Annotated in this window: 20 protein-coding genes; 16 read left to right on the forward strand and 4 right to left on the reverse strand. The window is 37.3% G+C overall.

From position 1 onward, the window contains the following. The first annotated feature begins 5 nt into the window (after positions 1 to 5). The 7 genes from ACIQ2D_RS12020 to ACIQ2D_RS12050 all read left to right on the forward strand — a co-directional run bounded on the left by ACIQ2D_RS12020 (position 6) and on the right by ACIQ2D_RS12050 (position 5,635). Entirely contained in the window at positions 6 to 581 is a 576-nt protein-coding gene (locus tag ACIQ2D_RS12020; protein ID WP_402864293.1) for a YdcF family protein, read from the forward strand. A gap of 73 nt (positions 582 to 654) precedes the next feature. Beyond that, positions 655 to 2,352: a M3 family oligoendopeptidase gene (locus ACIQ2D_RS12025; RefSeq protein ID WP_402864295.1), complete on the forward strand. Its 1,698-nt coding sequence runs from the start codon at positions 655 to 657 to the stop codon at positions 2,350 to 2,352. A 120-nt stretch (positions 2,353 to 2,472) separates the two neighbouring features. After that, on the forward strand, positions 2,473 to 3,552 hold the full coding sequence (locus tag ACIQ2D_RS12030; RefSeq protein WP_402864297.1) for an AI-2E family transporter: 1,080 nt from the start codon (positions 2,473 to 2,475) through the stop codon (positions 3,550 to 3,552). 12 nt (positions 3,553 to 3,564) lie between these two features. Further along, complete coding sequence (locus tag ACIQ2D_RS12035; RefSeq protein ID WP_402864299.1) at positions 3,565 to 4,179, forward strand: NUDIX hydrolase; 615 nt, start codon at positions 3,565 to 3,567, stop codon at positions 4,177 to 4,179. Positions 4,180 to 4,334: 155 nt separating this feature from the next. Then, complete coding sequence (locus ACIQ2D_RS12040; RefSeq protein WP_402864301.1) at positions 4,335 to 4,799, forward strand: hypothetical protein; 465 nt, start codon at positions 4,335 to 4,337, stop codon at positions 4,797 to 4,799. A 20-nt stretch (positions 4,800 to 4,819) separates the two neighbouring features. Then, on the forward strand, positions 4,820 to 5,011 hold the full coding sequence (locus ACIQ2D_RS12045) for a hypothetical protein (protein ID WP_402864303.1): 192 nt from the start codon (positions 4,820 to 4,822) through the stop codon (positions 5,009 to 5,011). A gap of 18 nt (positions 5,012 to 5,029) precedes the next feature. Further along, positions 5,030 to 5,635 (forward strand): alpha/beta hydrolase, encoded by a 606-nt coding sequence (locus tag ACIQ2D_RS12050; protein WP_402864305.1) that lies wholly within the window; start codon positions 5,030 to 5,032, stop codon positions 5,633 to 5,635. A gap of 102 nt (positions 5,636 to 5,737) precedes the next feature. Here ACIQ2D_RS12050 and ACIQ2D_RS12055 read toward each other — a convergent pair whose 3' ends face one another. The 3 genes from ACIQ2D_RS12055 to ACIQ2D_RS12065 all read right to left on the reverse strand — a co-directional run bounded on the left by ACIQ2D_RS12055 (position 5,738) and on the right by ACIQ2D_RS12065 (position 9,615). Continuing rightward, the gene (locus tag ACIQ2D_RS12055) at positions 5,738 to 7,846 is read right to left on the reverse strand and encodes an MMPL family transporter (RefSeq protein WP_402864307.1); all 2,109 of its coding nucleotides are present in this window, start codon (positions 7,844 to 7,846) and stop codon (positions 5,738 to 5,740) included. Positions 7,847 to 7,957: 111 nt separating this feature from the next. Next, positions 7,958 to 8,974, reverse strand: a complete 1,017-nt coding sequence (locus ACIQ2D_RS12060; protein ID WP_402864309.1) for an inorganic phosphate transporter — start codon at positions 8,972 to 8,974, stop codon at positions 7,958 to 7,960. Between the two features lie 20 nt (positions 8,975 to 8,994). Then, entirely contained in the window at positions 8,995 to 9,615 is a 621-nt protein-coding gene (locus ACIQ2D_RS12065; protein WP_402864311.1) for a DUF47 domain-containing protein, read from the reverse strand. Between the two features lie 325 nt (positions 9,616 to 9,940). On the opposite strand from ACIQ2D_RS12065, the gene ACIQ2D_RS12070 reads away from it, so the two are divergent. Both ACIQ2D_RS12070 and ACIQ2D_RS12075 read left to right on the forward strand, forming a co-directional pair. Next, positions 9,941 to 10,627 (forward strand): ABC transporter ATP-binding protein, encoded by a 687-nt coding sequence (locus ACIQ2D_RS12070; protein ID WP_402864313.1) that lies wholly within the window; start codon positions 9,941 to 9,943, stop codon positions 10,625 to 10,627. A 1-nt stretch (position 10,628) separates the two neighbouring features. After that, a complete protein-coding gene (locus ACIQ2D_RS12075; RefSeq protein ID WP_402864315.1) occupies positions 10,629 to 11,936 on the forward strand; it encodes an ABC transporter permease in 1,308 nt (435 codons plus the stop codon). 309 nt (positions 11,937 to 12,245) lie between these two features. Here ACIQ2D_RS12075 and ACIQ2D_RS12080 read toward each other — a convergent pair whose 3' ends face one another. Then, positions 12,246 to 13,406: a class I SAM-dependent methyltransferase gene (locus ACIQ2D_RS12080; protein ID WP_402864317.1), complete on the reverse strand. Its 1,161-nt coding sequence runs from the start codon at positions 13,404 to 13,406 to the stop codon at positions 12,246 to 12,248. 187 nt (positions 13,407 to 13,593) lie between these two features. Between ACIQ2D_RS12080 and putP the strand changes: the two genes are divergently transcribed. From putP to hflX, 7 genes are all read left to right on the forward strand, one after another. Continuing rightward, a complete protein-coding gene (gene putP, locus ACIQ2D_RS12085) occupies positions 13,594 to 15,078 on the forward strand; it encodes a sodium/proline symporter PutP (RefSeq protein ID WP_402864319.1) in 1,485 nt (494 codons plus the stop codon). Positions 15,079 to 15,907: 829 nt separating this feature from the next. After that, positions 15,908 to 16,861 carry an ABC transporter permease gene (locus ACIQ2D_RS12090; RefSeq protein WP_402864321.1) on the forward strand — a complete coding sequence of 318 codons (954 nt, stop codon included), beginning with the start codon at positions 15,908 to 15,910 and terminating at the stop codon, positions 16,859 to 16,861. Further along, a complete protein-coding gene (locus tag ACIQ2D_RS12095) occupies positions 16,851 to 17,822 on the forward strand; it encodes an iron chelate uptake ABC transporter family permease subunit (protein WP_402864323.1) in 972 nt (323 codons plus the stop codon). Before ACIQ2D_RS12090 ends, ACIQ2D_RS12095 begins: the two co-directional genes overlap by 11 nt. Continuing rightward, complete coding sequence (locus ACIQ2D_RS12100; RefSeq protein ID WP_402864325.1) at positions 17,819 to 18,583, forward strand: iron ABC transporter ATP-binding protein; 765 nt, start codon at positions 17,819 to 17,821, stop codon at positions 18,581 to 18,583. Before ACIQ2D_RS12095 ends, ACIQ2D_RS12100 begins: the two co-directional genes overlap by 4 nt. A gap of 117 nt (positions 18,584 to 18,700) precedes the next feature. Further along, positions 18,701 to 19,747 carry a siderophore ABC transporter substrate-binding protein gene (locus ACIQ2D_RS12105; protein WP_402864327.1) on the forward strand — a complete coding sequence of 349 codons (1,047 nt, stop codon included), beginning with the start codon at positions 18,701 to 18,703 and terminating at the stop codon, positions 19,745 to 19,747. 175 nt (positions 19,748 to 19,922) lie between these two features. After that, the gene (locus tag ACIQ2D_RS12110) at positions 19,923 to 20,249 is read left to right on the forward strand and encodes an antibiotic biosynthesis monooxygenase family protein (RefSeq protein WP_402864329.1); all 327 of its coding nucleotides are present in this window, start codon (positions 19,923 to 19,925) and stop codon (positions 20,247 to 20,249) included. 437 nt (positions 20,250 to 20,686) lie between these two features. Then, complete coding sequence (gene hflX / locus ACIQ2D_RS12115; RefSeq protein ID WP_402864330.1) at positions 20,687 to 21,973, forward strand: GTPase HflX; 1,287 nt, start codon at positions 20,687 to 20,689, stop codon at positions 21,971 to 21,973. The last annotated feature ends 308 nt before the right edge of the window (positions 21,974 to 22,281 follow it).

Genomic DNA, 22,281 nt, shown 5'->3' on the forward strand with positions numbered 1-22,281 from the left:
AGTGTATGAGGAAGGGGGTTATAGGTATTGCAGGTGTCATGCTAGTAGGGGGATTTATTTTATATTTTTGGTCGGGTAAGCTACTAGACAAAGGGGTAGATCCACAAGCAGATGGAACGAATGCTTATGCCATTGTACTAGGAGCAAAGGTGAAGGAAAACGGAGAGCCGAGCTTATCTTTGCAATACCGTTTAGAGACGGCTATAGAATATTTGAAAAAGTATCCACATGTGAAAGTGATTGTTTCGGGTGGTCAAGGGAATGAAGAGCCCATGAGCGAAGCAGAGCGGATGTATACATATTTGCTAGAAGCGGGAATTGTGGAGGAGCGAATTATACAAGAGGGTGCATCGACGTCGACTTATGAGAATTTATTATTTTCGAAGGGACTACTCCCGGAAGGTGAGAAAGGTTTGACAATTATTTCGAGTGATTTTCATCTAGCACGTGCGCAGTATATAGCAGAGAAGCTAGATCTTGAAGTAGATGTTGTACCTGCTCAAACACCGAAATCGGTAGAAGAAAAAATGAGGTTACGTGAGAGAGCAGCACTACTAAAAACTTATGTAATGGGATATTAAAAACTATATTTCATTTCTTAATATTGGAGATTCGGCATATAATTAGAAATACAACATTATTGGGGGTATTGTCATGACAACTTTTAAGGATTATGAATATCAACGTCCAAATGTGGAGGCGTTGAAAGAACAACAACTTACGTTAATTGAGCAATTCAAAAATGCAAAGTCTGTAGAAGGACAAAGTGACCTCATTGAAAAATTTAATGCGCTAAGTAATGACTATGCAACAATGGCTAATTTAGTGTTTATTCGTGCGTCAATTGATACGACAGATGAGTTTTATCAAGCGGAGCGAGACTATTTCGATGAAGTAGGTCCTGAGCTTGAGGATGTATCGACGGAATACTATAAAGCGCTAGTGGCTTCACCTTATCGTAAACAGCTTGAGGAAAAATGGGGACAGCAATTATTTGATCTAGCTGCGTATCAAATCAAGGCATTCTCACCAGAAGTAATTGGTCTAATGCAAAAGGAAAATAAACTTGTTTCTGAATATAGTAAGCTAGTTGCCTCTGCACAAATTGACTTTAATGGTGAAACGTTAACCCTAGCGCAACTTGGCCCTTATGCGGAGTCTACTGATCGCGAGATGCGTAAGGCGGCAACGGAAGCACGATTTGGCTTCTTCTCAGAGCATGAAGCAACATTCGATCGTTTATATGATGAGCTAGTAAAAGTGCGCCATGAGATGGCTGTAAAGCTTGGCTATAAAAACTATGTAGAGTTAGGCTATATATTGATGAATCGTATTGATTATGATGCGGAAATGGTAGGGAAATTCCGTGATCAAGTACGTGATTTAATCGTACCGGTAGCTACAAAATTATATGAACGCCAAGCAAAACGTATCGGGATCTCAGACTTTAAGTTTTATGATGAAAGCTTAAACTTCTTATCAGGGAACGCAACACCAAAGGGTGATCCTGAGTGGATTGTTGCAAACGGTAAAAAAATGTACGAAGATTTATCAGCTGAAACAGGAGAGTTCTTTAACTTCATGATTGATAATGATTTGATGGATTTAGTGGCAAAGAAGGGGAAAGAAAGTGGAGGTTATTGCACATTTATCGAAAACTACCACGCACCGTTTATTTTCTCAAACTTCAACGGTACTTCCGGAGATATCGATGTCTTAACACATGAGGCTGGACACGCTTTCCAAGTGTATTCAAGCCGTGATATTGGCATTCCTGAATATTTATGGCCGACATATGAGTCTTGTGAAATTCATTCTATGAGTATGGAATTTTTCACTTGGCCATGGATGGAGCTATTTTTCAAAGAGGATACTGAGAAATATAAGTTCTCCCATTTAAGCAGTGGTCTATTATTCTTGCCTTATGGGGTAGCGGTTGATGAGTTCCAACATGTGGTGTATGAGAACCCTGAAATGACACCTGCAGAGCGTAAAGCTGCATGGAAAAAAATCGAAGAAAAATATTTGCCACATCGTGATTATGACGGTAATAGCTATTTAGAGGCAGGCGCTATCTGGCAACGTCAGGCACATATTTATGCGAGCCCATTCTATTACATCGACTATACATTGGCGCAAATTTGTGCGTTCCAGTTTTGGAAACGTTCACGTGAAGAGTTTGAAGCAGCATGGAAAGATTACGTGCATTTATGTGGTCTGGGTGGCTCGCTGTCATTTACAAAGCTGGTAAAAGAGGCAGGGTTAATCTCTCCATTCGAAGATGGCTGTGTTGAATCTGTAATTGGTCACATCGAAAATTATTTAGATTCAGTGGATGACTCGAAACTGTAAATGTCAAAAAGGTTACGGCTCAGTCGTAACCTTTTTATTTTTAGTTATACTAGGAAACTTGCGATTTGGACAATATATAAGTAGTATTTTTAGTATCTGTAGTAGAAGGAAGTGAATGAATTGACAAGAAAGTTATGGTTTCAAGTAGGCGTTGGCGTACTACTGACATTATTAGTTATTAAATATTTTATTGAGATTCATTGGATTTTTTCTCCGCTTGTCATTATTTTTAAAGCCATTTTTGTTCCACTATTATTAGGTGGTGTTTTGTATTACATTACAGAGCCGATTCAACGCTTTTTAGAGAAGCGAAAGTGGCCGAGGTGGGCAAGTATCCTCACAATTGTTATAGGACTTGTAGCGCTTGTAGGGGGCCTTTTATTCATCATTGGTTCACCAATCGCAACGCAGGTGAATAATTTGGTAAAAGCTGCACCAATGATTGGTGAAGAAATTCAAAAGGCACTGGATTACGTGACAAGCAATAAGGAAAACTTCCCACCACAATTAAACGAATTGATTGAGGATATCACAAATTCGGTTCAAGATATTGCGATTGTGGCAAGTGGTTGGCTCGTGACATTTTTACAATCAATCGTATCTGTATCAATGTTAATGATTTTAATTCCATTCTTCTTTATCTTTATGTTAAAAGATCATGAGAAGTTTGCTCCTTCGATTTATAATTATTTTCATGGTGAGCGACGTGAATGGGTAAAGAAGACGTTAAGTGAAATTGACGGCGTACTACGCACCTACATTCAAGGACAATTATTAATTAGCTTTATTCTCGCCGTATTTATTGCTGTCGGTTATTTGATTATTGGTTTAGAGTACGCATTATTACTAGTGATTTTAGCATTCTTTATGAATATGATTCCCTTTATTGGACCGTGGATTGCTTTTGCTCCTGCGGTTGTTATAGCAATCATTCAAGATCCAATACTTGTCGTATGGGTATCTGTTATCACGCTCCTTGCACAGCAAATCGAAAGTAACTTCATTACGCCAAACGTGATGGGGAGATCACTCGATATACACCCGCTAACCGTTATTACAATTATTTTAGCGGCTGGGAATATTGCTGGTTTTATCGGTATCGTTATTGCCGTACCATTTTATGCGGTGCTAAAAGTCATCGTGTCGAATATTTATGATGAACGAAAGACAATTCAAAAAACTGCGACGAAGTCCATATAGGGGTTATGTAAAATGGAACAAGAAATCATAAAAGTATTTAACGAGAAGCACGAATATGTGGGGACAACCACACGCACAGAAGCACACGAAAAGGGATTATGGCATGAAACGTTCCATTGTTGGCTTGCAAATGAAGAGTTTATTTATTTTCAAATCAGGAGCTCACAAAAAAAAGACTACCCCGGGCTACTAGATATCACCGCAGCTGGTCATTTGCTTGCGACCGAAACGGTTGAAGCGGGTATTCGTGAAGTGAAAGAGGAGTTAGGGTTAGATTTAAATATAGAAGAAGTTGTTAGAATGGGCATGACTTCATGCAGTATCGTATCAGAGAAGATGATTGATAACGAATTTTGTCATGTGTATGTTAATCCATTCGAGCATGATTGGGATGCATTTACAGTGCAATATGAAGAGGTGTCGGGTATTGTAAGAGCACAGCTCGATGAGGCGGAGGCATTCTTTTTAGGGAAAACAGTCACGCTTAATATTGAAGGTTATGAATTTTTTCCAGATGGTCAAAGGGTTCATCTTTCGCGTCCAGTAAGTGCTAAACATTTTGTCCCTTACCGTGAGCAATATGTTGCAGATGTCATTCACTTTGTGAAAAATAAAATGTATAAATAATAACTTGAAAAAACAAACTACAAAATAGTAGGACAAACCATGGTGATGGTTTGTTCTACTATTTTTTAATTATGATGAAAGTTATTTTATAGTACGATTTAGGGTGGAAAATACGCTATACTGTAAGGTAGATTGAAAGAAAAGGAGCATTTAACATGCTAACATTTGAACAAAAACAAGCGATTATTGAAACATTTCCAGGGTTGAAAAAGAAGGAGATTTCATTAAATCGAGTAAACTATCATTTTGAGAATAGCCTATATGAAAAAACAATCGTGGTTGAAAAGCTACATCCTAATGGTAATGGCTTTGTATTTGTAGGGGATTTATTGCGTTACGAAAAAGAAGCAAATGATAAAGGATTAGTGAATATTCGTGACTACGATGAAAAACAGCTTCGTGAAATTTTAGAGGATGCTATTGCGTATTTAGCAGAAGAAATAGAAGTTGAAGAGCCAACTATTGAAATTTGGCGTGACCGTGAGGGTGGTAAATTAGAGCTTGTATGTGAGCAACGTTCTTGGAATGTTTATCATGGAGAGAATTTAGAAGAGGCTTTTGGCACGTATGATGCGGCTAAGGCATATTTACTGGAAGAAGGCTTTCGTAAAAAGAACTAAGTAAGACGGGGGAAAATGGGATGAGTGGGAAAAAATTAGTAGGAATCGTTATTGCTGCTGTGGTCATTGCATGTTTATTTGGAATTCTAACAATTTCTAACTTCTATAAAAATAATGAAAAACAGCCGAACAGTGAAAATTGGGAAGAAAATAAGTCGAATAGTTTGTATTTCATTTTTCCGCAAGCTACAATTATCTCGAATTCAAGATAATTAAGAGGTGATATGTTTATGCAACACGTTTTTCACAAAGGAACAGATGAAACAAAACCAACACTTTTACTATTACATGGTACAGGTGGAAATGAACACGATTTAATCGGTCTAGCGAAGAAAATAGATGACACAGCAAATATTTTAAGTGTCCGTGGAAACGTGTTAGAAAACGGAATGCCTCGATTTTTCCGTCGTTTAGCAGAAGGTGTTTTTGATATGGAAGATTTAATTTTCCGTACGCAAGAGTTAAATGATTTTGTCACGCAGGCAGCTAAAGAGCACTGTTTTGATCGTACGAATGTCGTTGCCATTGGCTATTCGAACGGAGCAAATATTGCAGCAAGTCTGTTATTCCATTACGAGGATGCATTAGCAGGTGCGATTTTACATCATCCGATGGTACCGAGACGCGGGATTGCACTGCCGACGCTCACAAATACCCCTGTATTTATCTCAGCGGGAACGAATGATCCGATGTGTTCTGCACAGGAATCTGAGGATTTGGAGGCACTTTTATCAGCAGCAGATGCGGATGTGACAACAGCGTGGTTTAACTATGGTCATCAGCTGACGATGCCAGAAGTAGAAGCGGCAAGAGAATGGTATCAATCTAAATTTTAATATGATTCAATGGTGCTTAAACATCACTGTATGCAATTAAGCCCAGGCAAAATTGATTAATAAAAAATCCGAGAACGTCACAAAATGACGATCTCGGATTTTTTATTTTTTCTTCGTAAAGGGTAACCACCAGTTCCAATCACCGAATAGCTTCATTAAGCTTGGTACGAGCATTAGGCGAATGATTGTCGCATCAATCGCTACTGCAATGGCGATGCCGACACCAATTTGCTTGACGGGCATCACGTCTGTGAACGCAAAGGCCCCTGTGATGACAATCATAATTAGCGCAGCAGATGTAATAATACGACTTGTTGATGTTAAGCCGTCAATTGTAGCACGTGTGTTATCCGCACCTTTCAGATATTCCTCTTGAATACGTGAGATTAAAAATACTTCATAATCCATACTTAAGCCGAATACGAGACAGAACACAATCACAGGGATAATGAGGACAAGTGTTCCAGCTTCGAGCCCGAAATGTCCGTATTGGAAAATATACACGAGAATTCCGAAAGCGGAAGATAGGCCAATAATGTTCATAATAATCGCTTTGATTGGAATTAAAATCGAACGGAAAGCAATCATTAAGATAAAGAACGTTGAAACAATAATAATTGACACTGCTAAAAAGATTTTGCTAGAAATTTCATCGAAAATTTCTTGGTTGAATTTCGCTTGTCCACCGAGAGCGAAATCAACGCCTAAATCCTTATCCATCCACGTTCTAGCAAATTCTTGTGCTTCCGTTGAAGAGCCAGATGTATTTAACGTAATTGGCATAAATAACTGCTCATCCTTTGAAAAAGCCGCTAGAATAGGCTGTAACTCCTCTGCTACTTGCGGAGTGGCAAGGAAAGCTATTAAATCGTCAGGTGATTTGACCTGGGCAGCTGTATATATAGTGGATACTTCTTCTACAAGCGGTTCATCCAGTAGTTTCTGTTGGATATCATAAATGAGCTTAAGCGCATCATCATCCTCCCAGCCATCTTGACGCTCAGCGAGTAGATATAAGGTAGATGATTTAGCAAGATCGAAGGTTTCATCCAGTTTATCATATGCAGCACGTGCATCGTAATTGGTCGGGAGCGCATCGACCTCTGGAATTGTCAGCTTAATATCCTTAAGTGGAATCATTCCAACGCCAAGTAGTAATAATGCCACGATCACAATCATTACTGGGTGTTTCATCACAAAGCCTGCAAAGCCGCGCCAACGATTAGCACCACCTGGCTTCACACGTAGTAAACGCCACTTATTTAAACGGTCACCAAGCAGCATCATTGTAGCTGGAAGTAGCGTTAAACCAGCTAGAACGGCCAACAGTACGACGATTGTACCGCCAAGTGCAATATTATGGAAAATTTCCACATCAATGACAATCATCGCTCCAAGCCCAATCATGACACATACAGCAGAAAAAATAATTGACCGACCTGCTGTTTGAATAGATGTCTGGATTGCCTGTGCAATCGTAGTGCTCCCACGTTCCTCGCGGTAACGATTAATAAGCAGTAGTGCAAAATCAATACTGAGCGCAAGTCCGAGCATTGGTACAATATTTAAAACAAAAATTGATAAATTAAACGTACCGCTTAGCAAAGTCATCATGCCAAACGCTGTTACAACAGTGACTACACCAATTAAAATCGGCAATAGCGATGCCACAACAGTACCGAATGCAAGTAATAACACAATAAGCGCAATTGGAAGTCCAATTGCTTCAGCAGAGGCTAAATCCTTTTGGCTAGCCATGTTAATATCTTCGGAAATAACTGGTCCACCAGTAAGATGAACACCGTCCCCCTCAATCAGTGAACGAATTTCAGAGACAACTTCAGGAAGATTATCGACGTCATTACCAAAATGGAGCATTGCGTACGCGATGTCATCCTTTTGTAAGGATGAGTCGTCTAGTGGCGACTGAATAGACTGGATGACATCTACTTTTTTTAAGGTTTGTAATGTATCCTGGATTATCATAGGGTCAGCAGGATCAAATACGACAAAAATCGTTTCTGCCGGTAATTCGAATGTTTCTGATAGCTCATTCGTGACGTAAGTATGATCTCCTTCCACGAAAAAGCCGTCGCCTTGTAGCTTACTTGGAAGTTGTATTGCAAAGACAGCCATGGCGATAAAAACGATCGTCCATATAGCGACAATCGCTTTTGCGTGAGCTGTGACAAATGCTGAGAAAGCTTTCATATGTATAAGCACTCCTTTTAAACTAAGTAATCTTAGTGTAAATGAAGTGCCTGATTTTGTCGTGTGAAAATATAAAGACTCTTGCCCTATGATGAGCAAGAGTCTTAAAAACTAAAAGAATAGTGATAATATGAAATAAATACCCGAAGCCATAGCGGCTGAAATAGGCATTGTAATAATCCATGTTGTTACGATTTTACGTGCCATGCCCCAGTTAACTCCACGCACACGTTGTGCTGAACCTACACCCATGATAGATGAAGAAATAACATGCGTTGTTGATACTGGTAAGTGAATTAACGTTGCCCCAAAAATAATCGAAGCAGAAGACAAGTCAGCGGCAACCCCGTTAACAGGACGGATTTTCATGATTTTACCGCCAACAGTTTTGATGATTTTATAACCCCCGATAGACGTACCTAGACCCATAGCTAGTGCGGCAGATGCTCGTACCCAGAATGGAATTTCATCACCTGTATGTAAGCCTGCTGCGATTAATGCCATTGTCATAATACCCATAGCTTTTTGTGCATCGTTCGTACCGTGCGTAAATGATTGTATGGCAGCTGTGATAATTTGTACCTTTCGGAAGCCTTTGTTCGTACGGTAAAGGTTTAAATCTTTGAACCAAATTTTAAACATAGACATCATGAGGAATCCGATACAAATTGCAAGAATTGGTGAAATGACTAATGCCATAATAATTTTTGTGAAGCCACCGTAGTTTAGAACTGCAAAGCCTGATGAAGCTATCGCTGCTCCGGCAATGGAACCAATCAAAGTATGAGAAGAACTTGATGGGATACCAAAATACCAAGTTATCAGATTCCAAATGATTGCTGATAGTAAGGCGGCTAAAATTACGACAGAACCTGTTGTATCTCCTTCAAATGCATTTAATGAAAATGGATCTACAATGTCTTTCGTTAACGCTTTTGCTACACCTACAAATGTAATAGCTCCGATAAAGTTCATGATAGCTGCCATTAATACAGCAACGCGCGGAGGCAATGCTCTTGTTGAAACCGAAGTTGCAATAGCATTTGCGGTATCGTGGAAACCGTTAATAAAGTCAAATGCAAGAGCAAAAATGACGACCAATACGGTTAGTATAATGAGTGTATCCATTGTAATTGTCCATCTCCTAATTACGCGTTGCGCATGATAATTGTTTCCATAGTGTTTGCAACGTTTTGACAGTAATCTGCAATATCTTCTAGCTGTTCATAAATATCTTTAAACTTAATAATGCGGATAGGATCCTTTTCGTTTAAGAATAATTGCTTGATAGACGTACGTTGTACTTCGTCACATTCACGCTCATAATCTTTAATTAAAATAGCGTGAGGACGCATTCCAATAAGATTCTTTTTCTTTAACTCTTCTGTTGCCTTTACAATTTCATCAGCACTTTTTGAAATATAGCCTAAGAAAATACGCATTGACTCGTCAACTTCAGTTAATGAGAACATTTCAAAATGGGCGATACAATGTTCTGTGCCATCTAATACATCATCCATACGAATAGCTAGTTCTAAAATATCCTCACGTTCAATTGGCGTCATGAACGATTTGTTAAGCATCACGATCAGTTCGTGAATCAGCTTGTCACCCTCAGTTTCATAGTTTTTCATCGTAATGCTAATCTCTTTCAAGTCAGCGACACTTTGGATACGAAAATCATTTGCGTAATGTACAGCCTCTCTCATATTTTCAGCAATCTTATGCAGTGCTACGAAGAAAGGGTCTTGTTTTTTTGAGTTAAGCATAGAAATAGAATCCTCCTGGATATATATAAATTGAATTTATTTATCTTTTAAACTTTACTATCATAACAAAAACTTTGGAACATCTATACAAAATTTATCTTTCATACTTAAATCTTTACATTCCTGTAACATAAAAAATTTGTGTTCCTAATTATTCTTGTTAATGGATCATGAGAAATATCAATAAATTAATGCCGTTTTTGTAAATGTGTTTCTTAAACTAATCCCCTTGTTTCTTAAGAATATCTTCATTTTTATCCTCCAATTTTATTAAGAAATGTTCTATACAATAGGGTAAGTACAAGAAAGGGGCGTCATTAAAAGAATGATTCAAGTCGAGAACTTACAACATACATTTTTAATCGGTAAAAAAGGTAAAGAGAAGCAAGTGCCTGTGTTAAAGGGTGTGAATTTTGAAGTGAGACAAGGAGAGATTGTCGCGATTGTTGGAAAAAGTGGTTCGGGAAAATCGACACTCCTCCAAACTTTAGCTGGTTTTATGAAACCTGAGCGGTGTTCTATTAAAGTGAATGGACAAGAAACAGCGGCGCTTAATGAAACAGAAAGTGCAGCGTTTCGCTTAAAACAGTTCGGCTTTATCTTTCAAAACTTCCAGCTCATGCCGGGCTTAACGGCTTTTGAAAATATCGAATTACCGCTAAAACTACAAGGTATCAGTAAAGCTATACGTAAAGAAAAAGTGAAGAAACTCATGGATAAAGTAGGTTTAACAGCAGTAGCAGACCACTATCCAAACGAACTATCTGGTGGGCAGCAACAACGAGTTAGTATCGCGAGAGCCTTAATTACTAACCCTCCTATTTTGTTGGCAGATGAGCCAACGGGTAGTCTTGATTCAGAAACAGAGCAAGATATTTTATTACTGATTCAAAGTTTAAACCGTGAACTAGGCTTAACTTTTGTCATTATTACGCACGACGATGAGGTTGCAACGATTGCGCATCGACGCTTCCGTATGTATGACGGTGAGCTTGTAAAGGAGAGCATGTAACATGTTATTTAAAGATCAACTAGACTTTGTCACACAACACATTAAGAAAAATAAACTACGTGTATTTATGACGGTGTTAGCTGCAACAATGGGCTGCGCATTTTTAATCGTACTGGCTTCAGTAGGATTTGGTTTACAAGATTCTATGCGTAACGAAATTCTTTCAAATGAGAACGTAACAAAAATTCAAGTATACGGTGAGGCTGAGTTTACCGACGAACAAATCAAAGAAATAAAAAAGATGGAGCACGTAGAAACCGTGCTTGAAAAGATTTCTGTGAATGCATCAGCACAATCTTATTTTGAAGATAGAGATACATCATCTAGTTTGTATGTCACTAATATGAAAGACTTTGAACAAGTTACAGGCAAGCTTGCGGAAGGAACGTATCCGAAAAATCCTACAGAAATCATTGTTGGTTATAACTTTGGGCAAACATTGTTAAATGATGCTGATCGTGAAGTAATTGAAGAGAAAAGTAAAAAGGCTGAAGCAGAAGGCTCATATTATGATGGAAAAGAAGAAGGCTATAAGGAATCTTTAATAGGGAAAGAGATTGAAGTATCTTTAATGCCATATGAAGAGGGTGCGAAAGAATCCCCAAAAATGACGTATACCATAGTTGGTGTCATGAAGAAACCATCCTATGATTGGATGATTGATAACGCGATGTATATGAGCACGGAGCAGCAGAATGCACTAGTATCCAATAGTGATATAGCAGAAGGAGATCTTTTCCATTCGGAAGTTAATATCTTTGCAGATACTATGGAAAATGTAAAACCGATTTTAGAGAAGCTAAAAGAAAAAGGTTATAGTGTTTATTCGGTTACTGAACAACTAGAGCAAATAGATGTAGTGTTCTTAGTGATGAAAATAGGGTTGATTTTTGTTGGAACAATTGCAGTTTTAATTGCATCGATTGGGATTTTCAATACGATGACGATGGCTGTTACAGAGCGTACACGTGAAATTGGTGTATTGAAAGCTATAGGTGCTAGCCCAAAACTTATTCAGCGATTATTTTTAATGGAAAGTACATTTATCGGCATTTTAGGTACGGTTATTGCTGTAGCGATTTCATATGCAATTAGTTTTACAACAAATGCTTTACTTCCGGTCGTTTTAAAAGCAGCAACGGGTGAGGATGCTTTTGTATCAACTGATATTACTTTCTCGCTTATTCCGTGGCAACTAGTTGTCATTGCTTCAGCGATTAGTATTGGTGTAGCGATGATTTCTGGTTATCGACCAGCGCGTAAAGCTACGAAAATTGATGTCATTCAAGCGTTACGACAAGAACTATAAGAAAAAGCCGAGGCACATACAATGCCTCGGCTTTTCATATTGTTGAAAAATAATTACGTCAATAAATTATTAGTGAACGTTTATGGGGGTTTGTTCAAGGGACCCGTTGATTTCCGTTCCAGGCGGACGCGTTCCACTCCAATCAACTAGAGTATTATTTAGAATAAAGTAATTTGCTAGTAGGTAGTACTTTATTCAGAAATTTTAGAAGCACTATCTTTTTTAGTGAAATACAACAATTTCTTTGGACAAGATACTTTATCGATAGAACGAAAAACGAGACTCATACAATGCCTTAGCTTTCATATGTTATAGATAAGCTTTCAACTCGTTAGCTAAAAATGGTTTTGCATTCAATAATTTTACGAACGCATCGTATTTGGCGCGTTGTTCTGTACTTGGCTTTTTACCTGTATGATACGCACGAATTAAAATGTTCTTTGGTGTGTTTTCCATATCGATAAATTCAAGTAGCTGTGCTTCATAACCTACAAGAGATAATATTTCTGCACGAATTGAATCTGTTGCTAGGGCCGCAAAACGTTCGCGGACGAGACCATGCTGAAGCATAACATCTAGTGCTGGTGTATGAAGCTGTCGATTTAGCTCATGCTGGCAGCAAGGTACGCTTAAAATAACACGAGCTCCCCATTTAACAGCACGTGCTAACGCCATATCTGTTGCTACGTCACATGCATGTAAAGTGACGACCATATCCACAGCAGACTCATCGTTGTAGTCGTTAATATCCCCAACTAAAAACTCTAACTGATCGTAGCCTAAATCCTCTGCGATACGCGAGCATTCTTCGATTACTTCCTTTTTTAAATCTAAACCAGTGACACGAATATCTAGACCCTTTTCTACTTTTAAATAATGATAGAGGGCAAATGTTAAATACGACTTACCTGATCCAAAGTCTAAAATACGCACTTGGCGGTCTTTTGGTAAATAGGCAAGTGCATCGTCAATAAATTCGATGAAGCGGTTAATTTGTTTAAACTTATCATATTTTTGTTTTTTTACTTTGCCATCCTCAGTTTGTACACCAAGACGAATTAAAAAAGGATATGGTGTTGCATCGTCGAGTAAATAGTTTTTCTTGCGATTGTGTGATAAGTTAATTTGTTTTGGCGTTGCTGTTTTGTCTGATTTCCATAGTACTTTGTTTTTCTTTGATAATTGGACTTGTACTTTTTCTTCTACAAAGTCGATATGTACTTGACGGAAGTCCTCGAAAAATGCTTCGAGCTTCTCGGGGAATTCCATTAAAAGTACGTTTTCGTGTTTCAATATGCGTTCAAATTGGTACTCAATTTGGATATGATAAGCATCTTTTAGCATAATTGGCTTTAGTTTGATGCGTTTTACTTCGTTTGATTTCATACGAGGCTGGCTAATTGTAGCGGCTACGAGTTGTTGGTTTAGAATTTGCTCTTGTAAACGAGCTTTCATTTCTTCAAATGTCATGAATTTCGCCTTCTTTATCGTGTAATAGATGGCATTAGTGTAACACAATTCTTTAGGCGGTATACTTTTTTAGAATTTCATATTAAGTTGTTAAAATTCTTGGTAAAATGAATAGTTATTTACTGTATGATTAAAGGTGAGAAAGATTTTGTAAACTAAATTTTCGAAAGGAATAGGGGGAAGATATATGTCGGAAAACATGTATCAGTTAATCGCGATTATTATTTATATGGTCGTGATGCTAGGAATAGGTTGGTACTCATTTGTAAAAACCTCGAATTTAACAGATTATATGCTTGGAGGTCGTTCATTAGGTCCGGCAGTAACGGCACTTAGTGCAGGGGCTGCTGATATGTCTGGCTGGCTGTTAATGGGCTTACCGGGCGCTATCTATGCGTCGGGACTTGTTGAGATGTGGATTGCAATTGGGTTAACAATTGGTGCGTATTTAAACTGGTTATTAGTGGCGCCGAGATTACGCGTGTATACGCAAGTTTCAAATGACTCTATAACAATACCGAGTTATTTAGATAATCGTTTACGTGACAACACGAAATTAATAAGAATTGCTTCTGGCATTATTATTTTAGTATTCTTCACGTTTTATGTATCTTCAGGTATGGTAGCAGGTGGTAAATTTTTTGATAGTTCATTCGGCTATGACTATCATACAGGGTTGCTTCTTGTATCAGGTGTGGTCGTAGCTTACACGTTGTTTGGTGGCTTTTTAGCGGTAAGTTATACAGACTTTATACAAGGTTTGATTATGTTTTTAGCACTTGTGACAGTCCCATTATTCGGTCTATTTTTAACAGGTGGACTTGGTGAAACGATGGAATCCATCAAGGCTGTTAATCCGGAGCATTTTAGCTTATTACCGGCTTCAGCAACTGCTGCTGTAGTTATTTCATCTGTTGCATGGGGGCTTGGTTATTTCGGACAGCCACATATTATCGTGCGCTTTATGGCAATTAGTTCTGTCAAAGAAACGAAGCAAGCACGCCGCATCGGTATTGGTTGGATGATGTTAAGTCTGATCGGTGCAATGGCGACGGCGTTAATAGGTGTTGCGTATTACCAGCAAAATGGCGGTGAACTAAAGGATGCAGAAACAGTATTCATTGTGTTAGGGCAAATTTTATTCCATCCATTTATAGCGGGTATTATGTTAGCTGCGATTTTAGCGGCAATTATGAGTACGATTGCGTCACAGTTAATTGTAACGTCTTCAGCACTTGTAGAGGACATTTACAAGGCGTTATTCAATAAAACTGCAGATGATAAGCATTACGTATTTGTTGGTCGAATGGCGGTATTATTGGTGTCAATTATTGCAGCAATTTTAGCTTGGAATCCAGAAAGTTCAATTTTAAGTCTAGTGGGCTTTGCATGGGCAGGTTTTGGCTCGGCATTTGGTCCAATTATTCTATTATCATTATATTGGAAGAAACTAACGAATTACGGAGCTCTATTTGGGATGGTAACAGGTGCTGCAACTGCGTTTGTTTGGGGGAAAGTCCCATTCCTAGCAGATGCATTATATGAAATTGTGCCAGGCTTCTTTGTGTGTTTAATTGTCGCAGTTATTATAAGTACGGCGACATATAAGCCGAATAAAGAGATCGAAGAGGAATTTAATCGTACGTTAGCATTATTAGAAAAAGAAAAATAACACTAAAAGTCCATGATTCTTTAAAAAGTACCTTATAAAGTAGACAATTAAAAAGTCTACCTTGTAGGGTACTTTTATTTCTAGGGAATAATAAAATTGTGTAAGTATGAATGGTTGTTATAGTACCTATAAAAAACGTATTCAAGGTTACTTCCCCTGGAGATTTATAAGGGAAATTTATTGTTTCTTCCATTATAAAAGGTAATGTTTTGTTAAGTAGTAATTAGAAAAATATGGTTTTTTCAAATGGAATGAGTACTTTGAAAGTGAAAATAAGTATTCTCTCTATGAAATTAATACCTGCATTGAGATCGTTTATATTTTCATTGCAAAAAAAGAAAACTAAAATCATTTTAAATTACTTTGGGATCATTGCTAAACCATGTACTTGACTTAAAATAAATCGCACATTATGTAAGCGAATGGAACGGAGGGCGGCGACTCCTAGGGGATCAGCGAGCAACTTGAGACCCTGCAGGAGCGTAGCGACGAAGCGGCTCAAGGGTCGCCCCCTGGAAAGCGTCCGCCTGTAGTGGAATGTGCTGTAAAGTACAGACTTTGGTGTAGAGCCTTACTTTGGTAATCAAAAATTTTATTTGGAATTACTAGAAAATTAAAATCTTCAATATGTTGAATTTTTTGTTTCTTAGGAAGGAAATTAGTTTTTATTACTTTTTCAATTAATCTTCAATTAGGAATTGAGGTTGAAATAATAAAGACGGTGGGTATATAATTGGTTTTGAACGTAATGATAATCATTTTCATTATCAGTTAGATAAAAATTATTTCGATTACAAAATGTAAAATACAATAAAACGAGGATTACGAAATGAGATTATGGATGTTAGTTGTAGCTGCTGTTATCTTATCGTTCATCTCGCTGTTTATAGGAGCAATAGATATTAAGCCGACTGATTTGCTAGATTGGCAGTCAGAGGAAGCGCAAATATTCTTAGCGAGCCGACTACCGCGATTGATGGCGATTATCTTAGCAGGTGCTGGAATGAGTATTGCAGGTTTAATCATGCAATCGTTAAGTCGCAATAAATTTGTATCGCCTACTACAGCAGGTACGTTAGACGCAGCAAAGCTAGGTATTATTATTTCAATGATTTTCTTCTCAAATGTTACATACATGCAACAAATCATGTTCGGTTTCACATTTGCGTTGGTTGGAACATTTATTTTTATGCGTCTCTTAGACCGCATCAAATTTAAAGATGTTATTTTTGTACCATTAATCGGTATTATGTACGGAAATATCATTTCTTCTGTTACAACATTTTTAGGCTATGAAGCTGATATTTTACAAAATGTAAGTGCCTTCTTTATGGGGAGCTTTACACTAGTCGTTTCAGGACGCTATGAATTACTTTATGTAGCGGTACCGGCAATCATCATTGCTTACATCTTTGCTAACAAATTTACGGTTGCGGGGATGGGTGAAGATTTTGCTAAAAACTTAGGTTTAAGCTACAAAACCGTATTAAATATTGGATTAATACTCATCGCCGTTATTGCTACAACAGTAGTATTAACTGTAGGGGTTATTCCTTTCTTAGGATTAATTGTTCCAAATATCGTGTCACTATATTTAGGCGATAATTTACGTAAAACAATTCCTCATACAGTAGCACTTGGAGTAGTATTCCTACTTGCGTGCGATATTATAAGCCGTATAATTGTATGGCCATATGAGATTCCAGTAAATACGACGGTTGCTGTTATCGGTAGTGCAATCTTCTTAGTTATGTTATTTAGGGGGAGAGCATATGCAAAGTAATGTAAAAAAGAGCAATATTAAAAAGTTAGTCATTTTAGGAATTATTGCTATTGTGTCGATACTTTGTTATTCGCTATACAATATTCAAGGTGGCTTTAGCTATGCCTTTCCGAAACGTTTAGTACGAGTTGGTGCAATGATTATTACAGGGGTTGCAATCGCTTATGCCACGGTTATGTTCCAAACGGTTACTCGAAACCGTATCTTAACGCCTTCAGTAATCGGTGTCGATTCGATGTATGAAGTAGTTCAAACCGTTATTTACTTCTTCTTAGGATCTGCTTCAATTTTTGTTGTCGATCGTTATTTAAACTTTGGTACAGCCATTATTGCGATGGTACTATTCGCATTATTACTATACCGTTTCTTATTCCGAGCCGATAAATACCCAATTTTCCTTTTGCTATTAGCTGGTATGGTTATTGGGACATTATTAGGTAGCTTGGTGACATTTTTACAAGTAATTATCGACCCTGTCGAATATTTAAGTTTACAAACACGTCTATTCGCAAGTTTTACGAATGTAAAATCTGAGTTGTTATTGATCGCAGCGATTATTTTAGGAATCGGTTTTATTTTTGGTGGGCGTATGATGCGTGATTTAGATGTTATGAATTTAGGGCGCGAGACAGCAATCAATCTAGGGATTAACTATGACAAACTGGTTTTACACGTATTGATTTTATCATCTGTATTAATTGCAACATCAACAGCATTAGTTGGACCAATTACGTTTTTAGGGTTAATAGTATCGAACTTAGCGTATCAATATTTAGTAACGTACAAGCACTCAACACTGATTCTAGGGGCAAGTTTGATTAGTATTATTGCTCTTGTAGGTGGTCAATTCCTTGTACAACACGTATTCGAATTGAAGACAACAGTTAGTGTCATCATCAACTTTATCGGTGGTATATACTTCATTTATTTATTACTTAAAGAAAGTAGGGCAGCAGGATGATTGAAATCAATGGATTAACAAAGTTTTTTGGTAAAAAACCTGTTGTAGAAGATGTGTCAGTGACAATTCAGCCTAGAACAATTACGTCATTTATCGGCCCAAATGGTGCCGGTAAATCTACGTTGTTATCTATGGTTAGCCGCTTATTAGACTCAGATACTGGGGAAGTTTTATTAGATAAACATGACGTGAAAAAAATGAAATCACAAGAATTTGCAAAACGAGTCGCCTTCTTAAAACAGTCAAACCATTTGAACGTTCGTCTAACAATCCGTGAGCTAGTAGCATTCGGACGCTATCCGTACTCAAAAGGTCGTTTGACTGCGGAAGATGAACTTAAAATTGATGAATCGCTTGAGTATATGAATTTAGTAGATATTCAAGATAAATTTTTAGATGAACTTTCGGGTGGACAAAAGCAACGAGCCTTTATTTCAATGGTTATTGCGCAGGATACCGAATACATTTTGCTTGATGAACCTTTAAACAACTTAGACATGAAACACTCGGTTCAAATTATGAAAATTTTACGAAAGCTCGTAGATGAATTAGGTAAGACGGTTATTATTGTATTGCACGATATTAACTTCGCATCTGTCTATTCAGATCGTATTGTTGCGTTGAAAAATGGTCGCCTTGTAAAAGATGGTTTAACAAGCGAAATTATTAACTCTGAAGCACTACGAGATGTGTATGATATGGACATTCCTGTTCAAATACAAGATGGATGTCGGATTTGCGTCTATTTCCAATCACAATAACTTATTTTAAAAGTATGTTGACAATGTCAAAATACTTCAACTATAATTACCTTAGTTAATCGAAAATGATAATCACTCTCAATTAAAGGGTGCGAATTTCTAGGAGGAGAATTTATAATGAAAAAATGGCGTTTATTAACGGCTACAGCAGCATTAACTTTAATGTTAGGTGCTTGTGGTAATGACGAAGTAGAGGACAAATCTTCTCAAGATACAGATTCAGCTGAAACAGGCTCTCAGGCTGAATCAAATGGTGATAAAGCTGCATTCCCAATGACTGTATCATCTTTAACAGCTGAAAGTGAAACTGAAGACGGATCTAAACTAGTATTTGAAGATGTTAAATTAGAAGAAGAACCTAAACGCATTATTTCATTTGACTATGGTTTCTTAGATACACTTGATGCACTAGGCGTTGAAGGAATCGTAGGTGTTGCTGCTAACGGTGGCCAAGGTAACATAGCTGACCACTTGAAAGAAAAATATGCGCCAAGTGACGATATCAAAGACGTTGGTTCATTAAAAGAAATTAACTTAGAAGCAGTTGCAGCTGCTGAACCAGATGTAATCTTCATCTCTGGTCGTCAAGCTGCATTCTACGAAGAATTAAAGGAAATCACGCCAAACGTAATCTTCATTGGTTCTGATAACACAGACTATATCAAAGGTGTTGAAGAATCAGTTGATTTAGCTGCAAATATTTTCGGTAAACAGGAAGAAGCTAAAAAACTTAAAGAAGATTTAGAAGCTAAAGTGAACGAAGTAAAAGAAAAAGCTGGTCAATACGAAAACGCATTAGTTGCTATGTATAACGACAAAAAAGTATCTGGTTTCGATAACGGTGAAGATTCTCGTTTCGCATACGTATACAACGACTTTGGTTTCAAACCAGCAACTACTGATATCGAGGCTTCTGCACATGGTTCAGATTTCTCATACGAATCAATTCTTAAAGTAGATCCAGAAGTATTATTAATTATCGATCGTACTGATTCTGAGGTAGATGCAATCAAAAAAGACATCGAAAATGACATCATCAAGAAAACAAAAGCTTACCAAAACGGCAAAATCGTATACTTAGATGGTACTAACTGGTACTTCTCAAGTAACGGTATAACTACTGAAATGGAAAAAATGCAAGAAATCTTAGATGAATTAAAATAATTCACAAGTATAACAAGGAGCATGTCTCAATTTGAGGCATGCTTTTTTTAAAAGATAAAGAATAAGTTTTAGTAATTTATAGGTATTTGCGCCAGCTGCTAGGGCACCTTTCTCCAACGCTTGGTGTAGCATAAATGGCGCGAATGCGATTATCTGATAATAAAGGGGATAATACATGTTTGTTCAAATGAGACGTACTGTTGTAACCGAAGGTAATGCCCATAAAGTAGTAGAACGCTTTAAGCCAAATCCAAATAAACCATCGATTTTAGAGCAGCGTGAGGGTTTCATCAGTCGTGAAGTATTAGTGAAAAAAACGCGTCGAGGCGATGAAGAAGTTATCGTTTTAATTCGCTGGGAATCTGAAGAAGCATGGAAAGCTTGGGAAAAGAGTCCAGAGCATATTGCAGGGCATAAAAAGCAAATCGAAGAGCATGGCGGTAAACCACCAAAACCAGACTATGTAGTTTCATCTGAAGGTAGTGTATATTACGTACAATAATAAAGAAAGAGGCACTCAAAATGATTTTTGGGATGCCTCTTTTTATGCTTAAGAATCGGTAGCTTCACACGAATTGATTATTAAAGAAAAATAAAGTCGAGAGCGTATGTTTGATTCTTGGATACATATAGAATTCTTTGAAGAGTTTGTAGCGAAGATGAAAAACGAAGAGTAATGTGCACACATAATCGAAATATAAAAAGGGTAAATGATACATTATCAAAATTAAAGCTAAGAAATTAATGAAATCAACCGATGTTTACTTCAATGCCGATGAATTATGACTTACTACAGAAATCATCGAGTATAATATAGGATAAAGCATGTTGTACTATGGCTTTCTTCATAGCATAGTAATTACTGTATTGAGAAAATATATGTTAAGATGAAGAAAATTCGGCACAGTAACACCAAGTATGTTGGTGGGAGGTTTGAGGATGGATAAAATTAAAGAAGTAGATGTTTTGCTGGAAAAAGCAATTCTTGTAGGTGTGAATTTACGTAATGATGCTCACTTTGACTATTCAATGGAAGAATTGGAGAATTTGGCAGAGGCTTTGAACGTTGAGGTAGTGGGTACAGTGACGCAAAACTTAGAACGTGTTACATCTTCACATTATGTTGGTACAGGGAAGATTATTGAGATTAAAAACTTTTACGATGAAGCAGAGGCGAATCTAGTAATTTTCAATGATGAGTTATCCCCTTCACAAATTCGTAATTTAGAGCGAGACCTTGAAGCAAAGGTAATAGATCGTACAATGCTCATTTTAGATATATTTGGTCGTCGTGCTAAAACACGAGAGGCACAAATGCAAGTAGAATTAGCGCAACTTCAATATATGATGCCACGTTTAGTAGGCTTACACGCTTCCCTTAGTCGACAAGGTGGAGGTACAGGCGGTGGTTTTAAAAACCGTGGTGCAGGGGAAACGAAGCTAGAGCTTGATCGTCGGAAAATTGAGGATCAAATTGCGAAAATCAAAAAAGATCTTGAGCAAGTGAAGGAGCAACGTGAGACACAGCGTAAACAACGTCGTAAAAACGCCATTCCAGTCGTGTCGATTGTAGGTTATACGAATGCTGGAAAATCGACGATTATGAATCAGTTGTTGGCGAAGATTGGCCAAGAAGAACATAAGCAAGTCTTTGAAAAAGATATGCTGTTCGCTACACTAGAAACATCTGTACGACAGATTGAATTGCCAGATAAGAAATCATTCCTATTAACAGATACAGTCGGCTTTGTTAGTAAGTTACCGCATCATTTAGTAAAGGCATTCCGCTCAACACTAGAGGAAGCGCGTGATGCTGACCTCCTGCTACACGTAGTAGATGTATCAAATCCGGAATATCGTTTTATGATGGATGTTACTAACGAAACATTAAAAGCAGTTGAAGTAGAAGATATTCCAACAATTTACGTGTATAACAAAGCTGATTTAGCAAACGTACCTTATCCGGTAAATAGCGGCGATAATATTTGGATTGCAGCCAAGCAAGGTGTTGGGTTAACGGAGTTAATACAAATGATTCGTCAACACATTTTTTCAGACTATGTAACATGTAAAATGCTCATTCCATACGAGCAAGGCAACGTTGTTTCTTATTTGAATGAAAATGCGTCGATTCATACAACAGAATACGAAGAAGGTGGTACACTGCTTGCTCTGGAAGTTAAGGAAGCAGATTATGCAAAGTACCAACAATATGTAATCAAATAGAAAATATGAAAAATCAATGGCGAAAATAGCTGTTGATTTTTTTTATTTATAAAAAAAGTGTATAAATATTTTTGAAAAATTAAAAAGATATGCTAAAATAATTTACCTAAGCAATATGATTGTTCATCTGCAGAAGAGTTTGAATACTTAGATACATCAAGTGTTTTTGTGAAAAATCACTATAATGAATTGGATTTTTGATAAAAATACTTAATTTCTAATATTTTCGAAGCGGGCAAATGAAATATTCAAAACACTTTCGTATGGTGAACTTTAGTTTTTTATCCTCCGTTATGGGGAATAATGTT

Origin of the sequence: Lysinibacillus sp. NPDC097287, assembly GCF_044761695.1 — a bacterium.
In the GTDB taxonomy this organism is placed as follows: domain Bacteria; phylum Bacillota; class Bacilli; order Bacillales_A; family Planococcaceae; genus Lysinibacillus.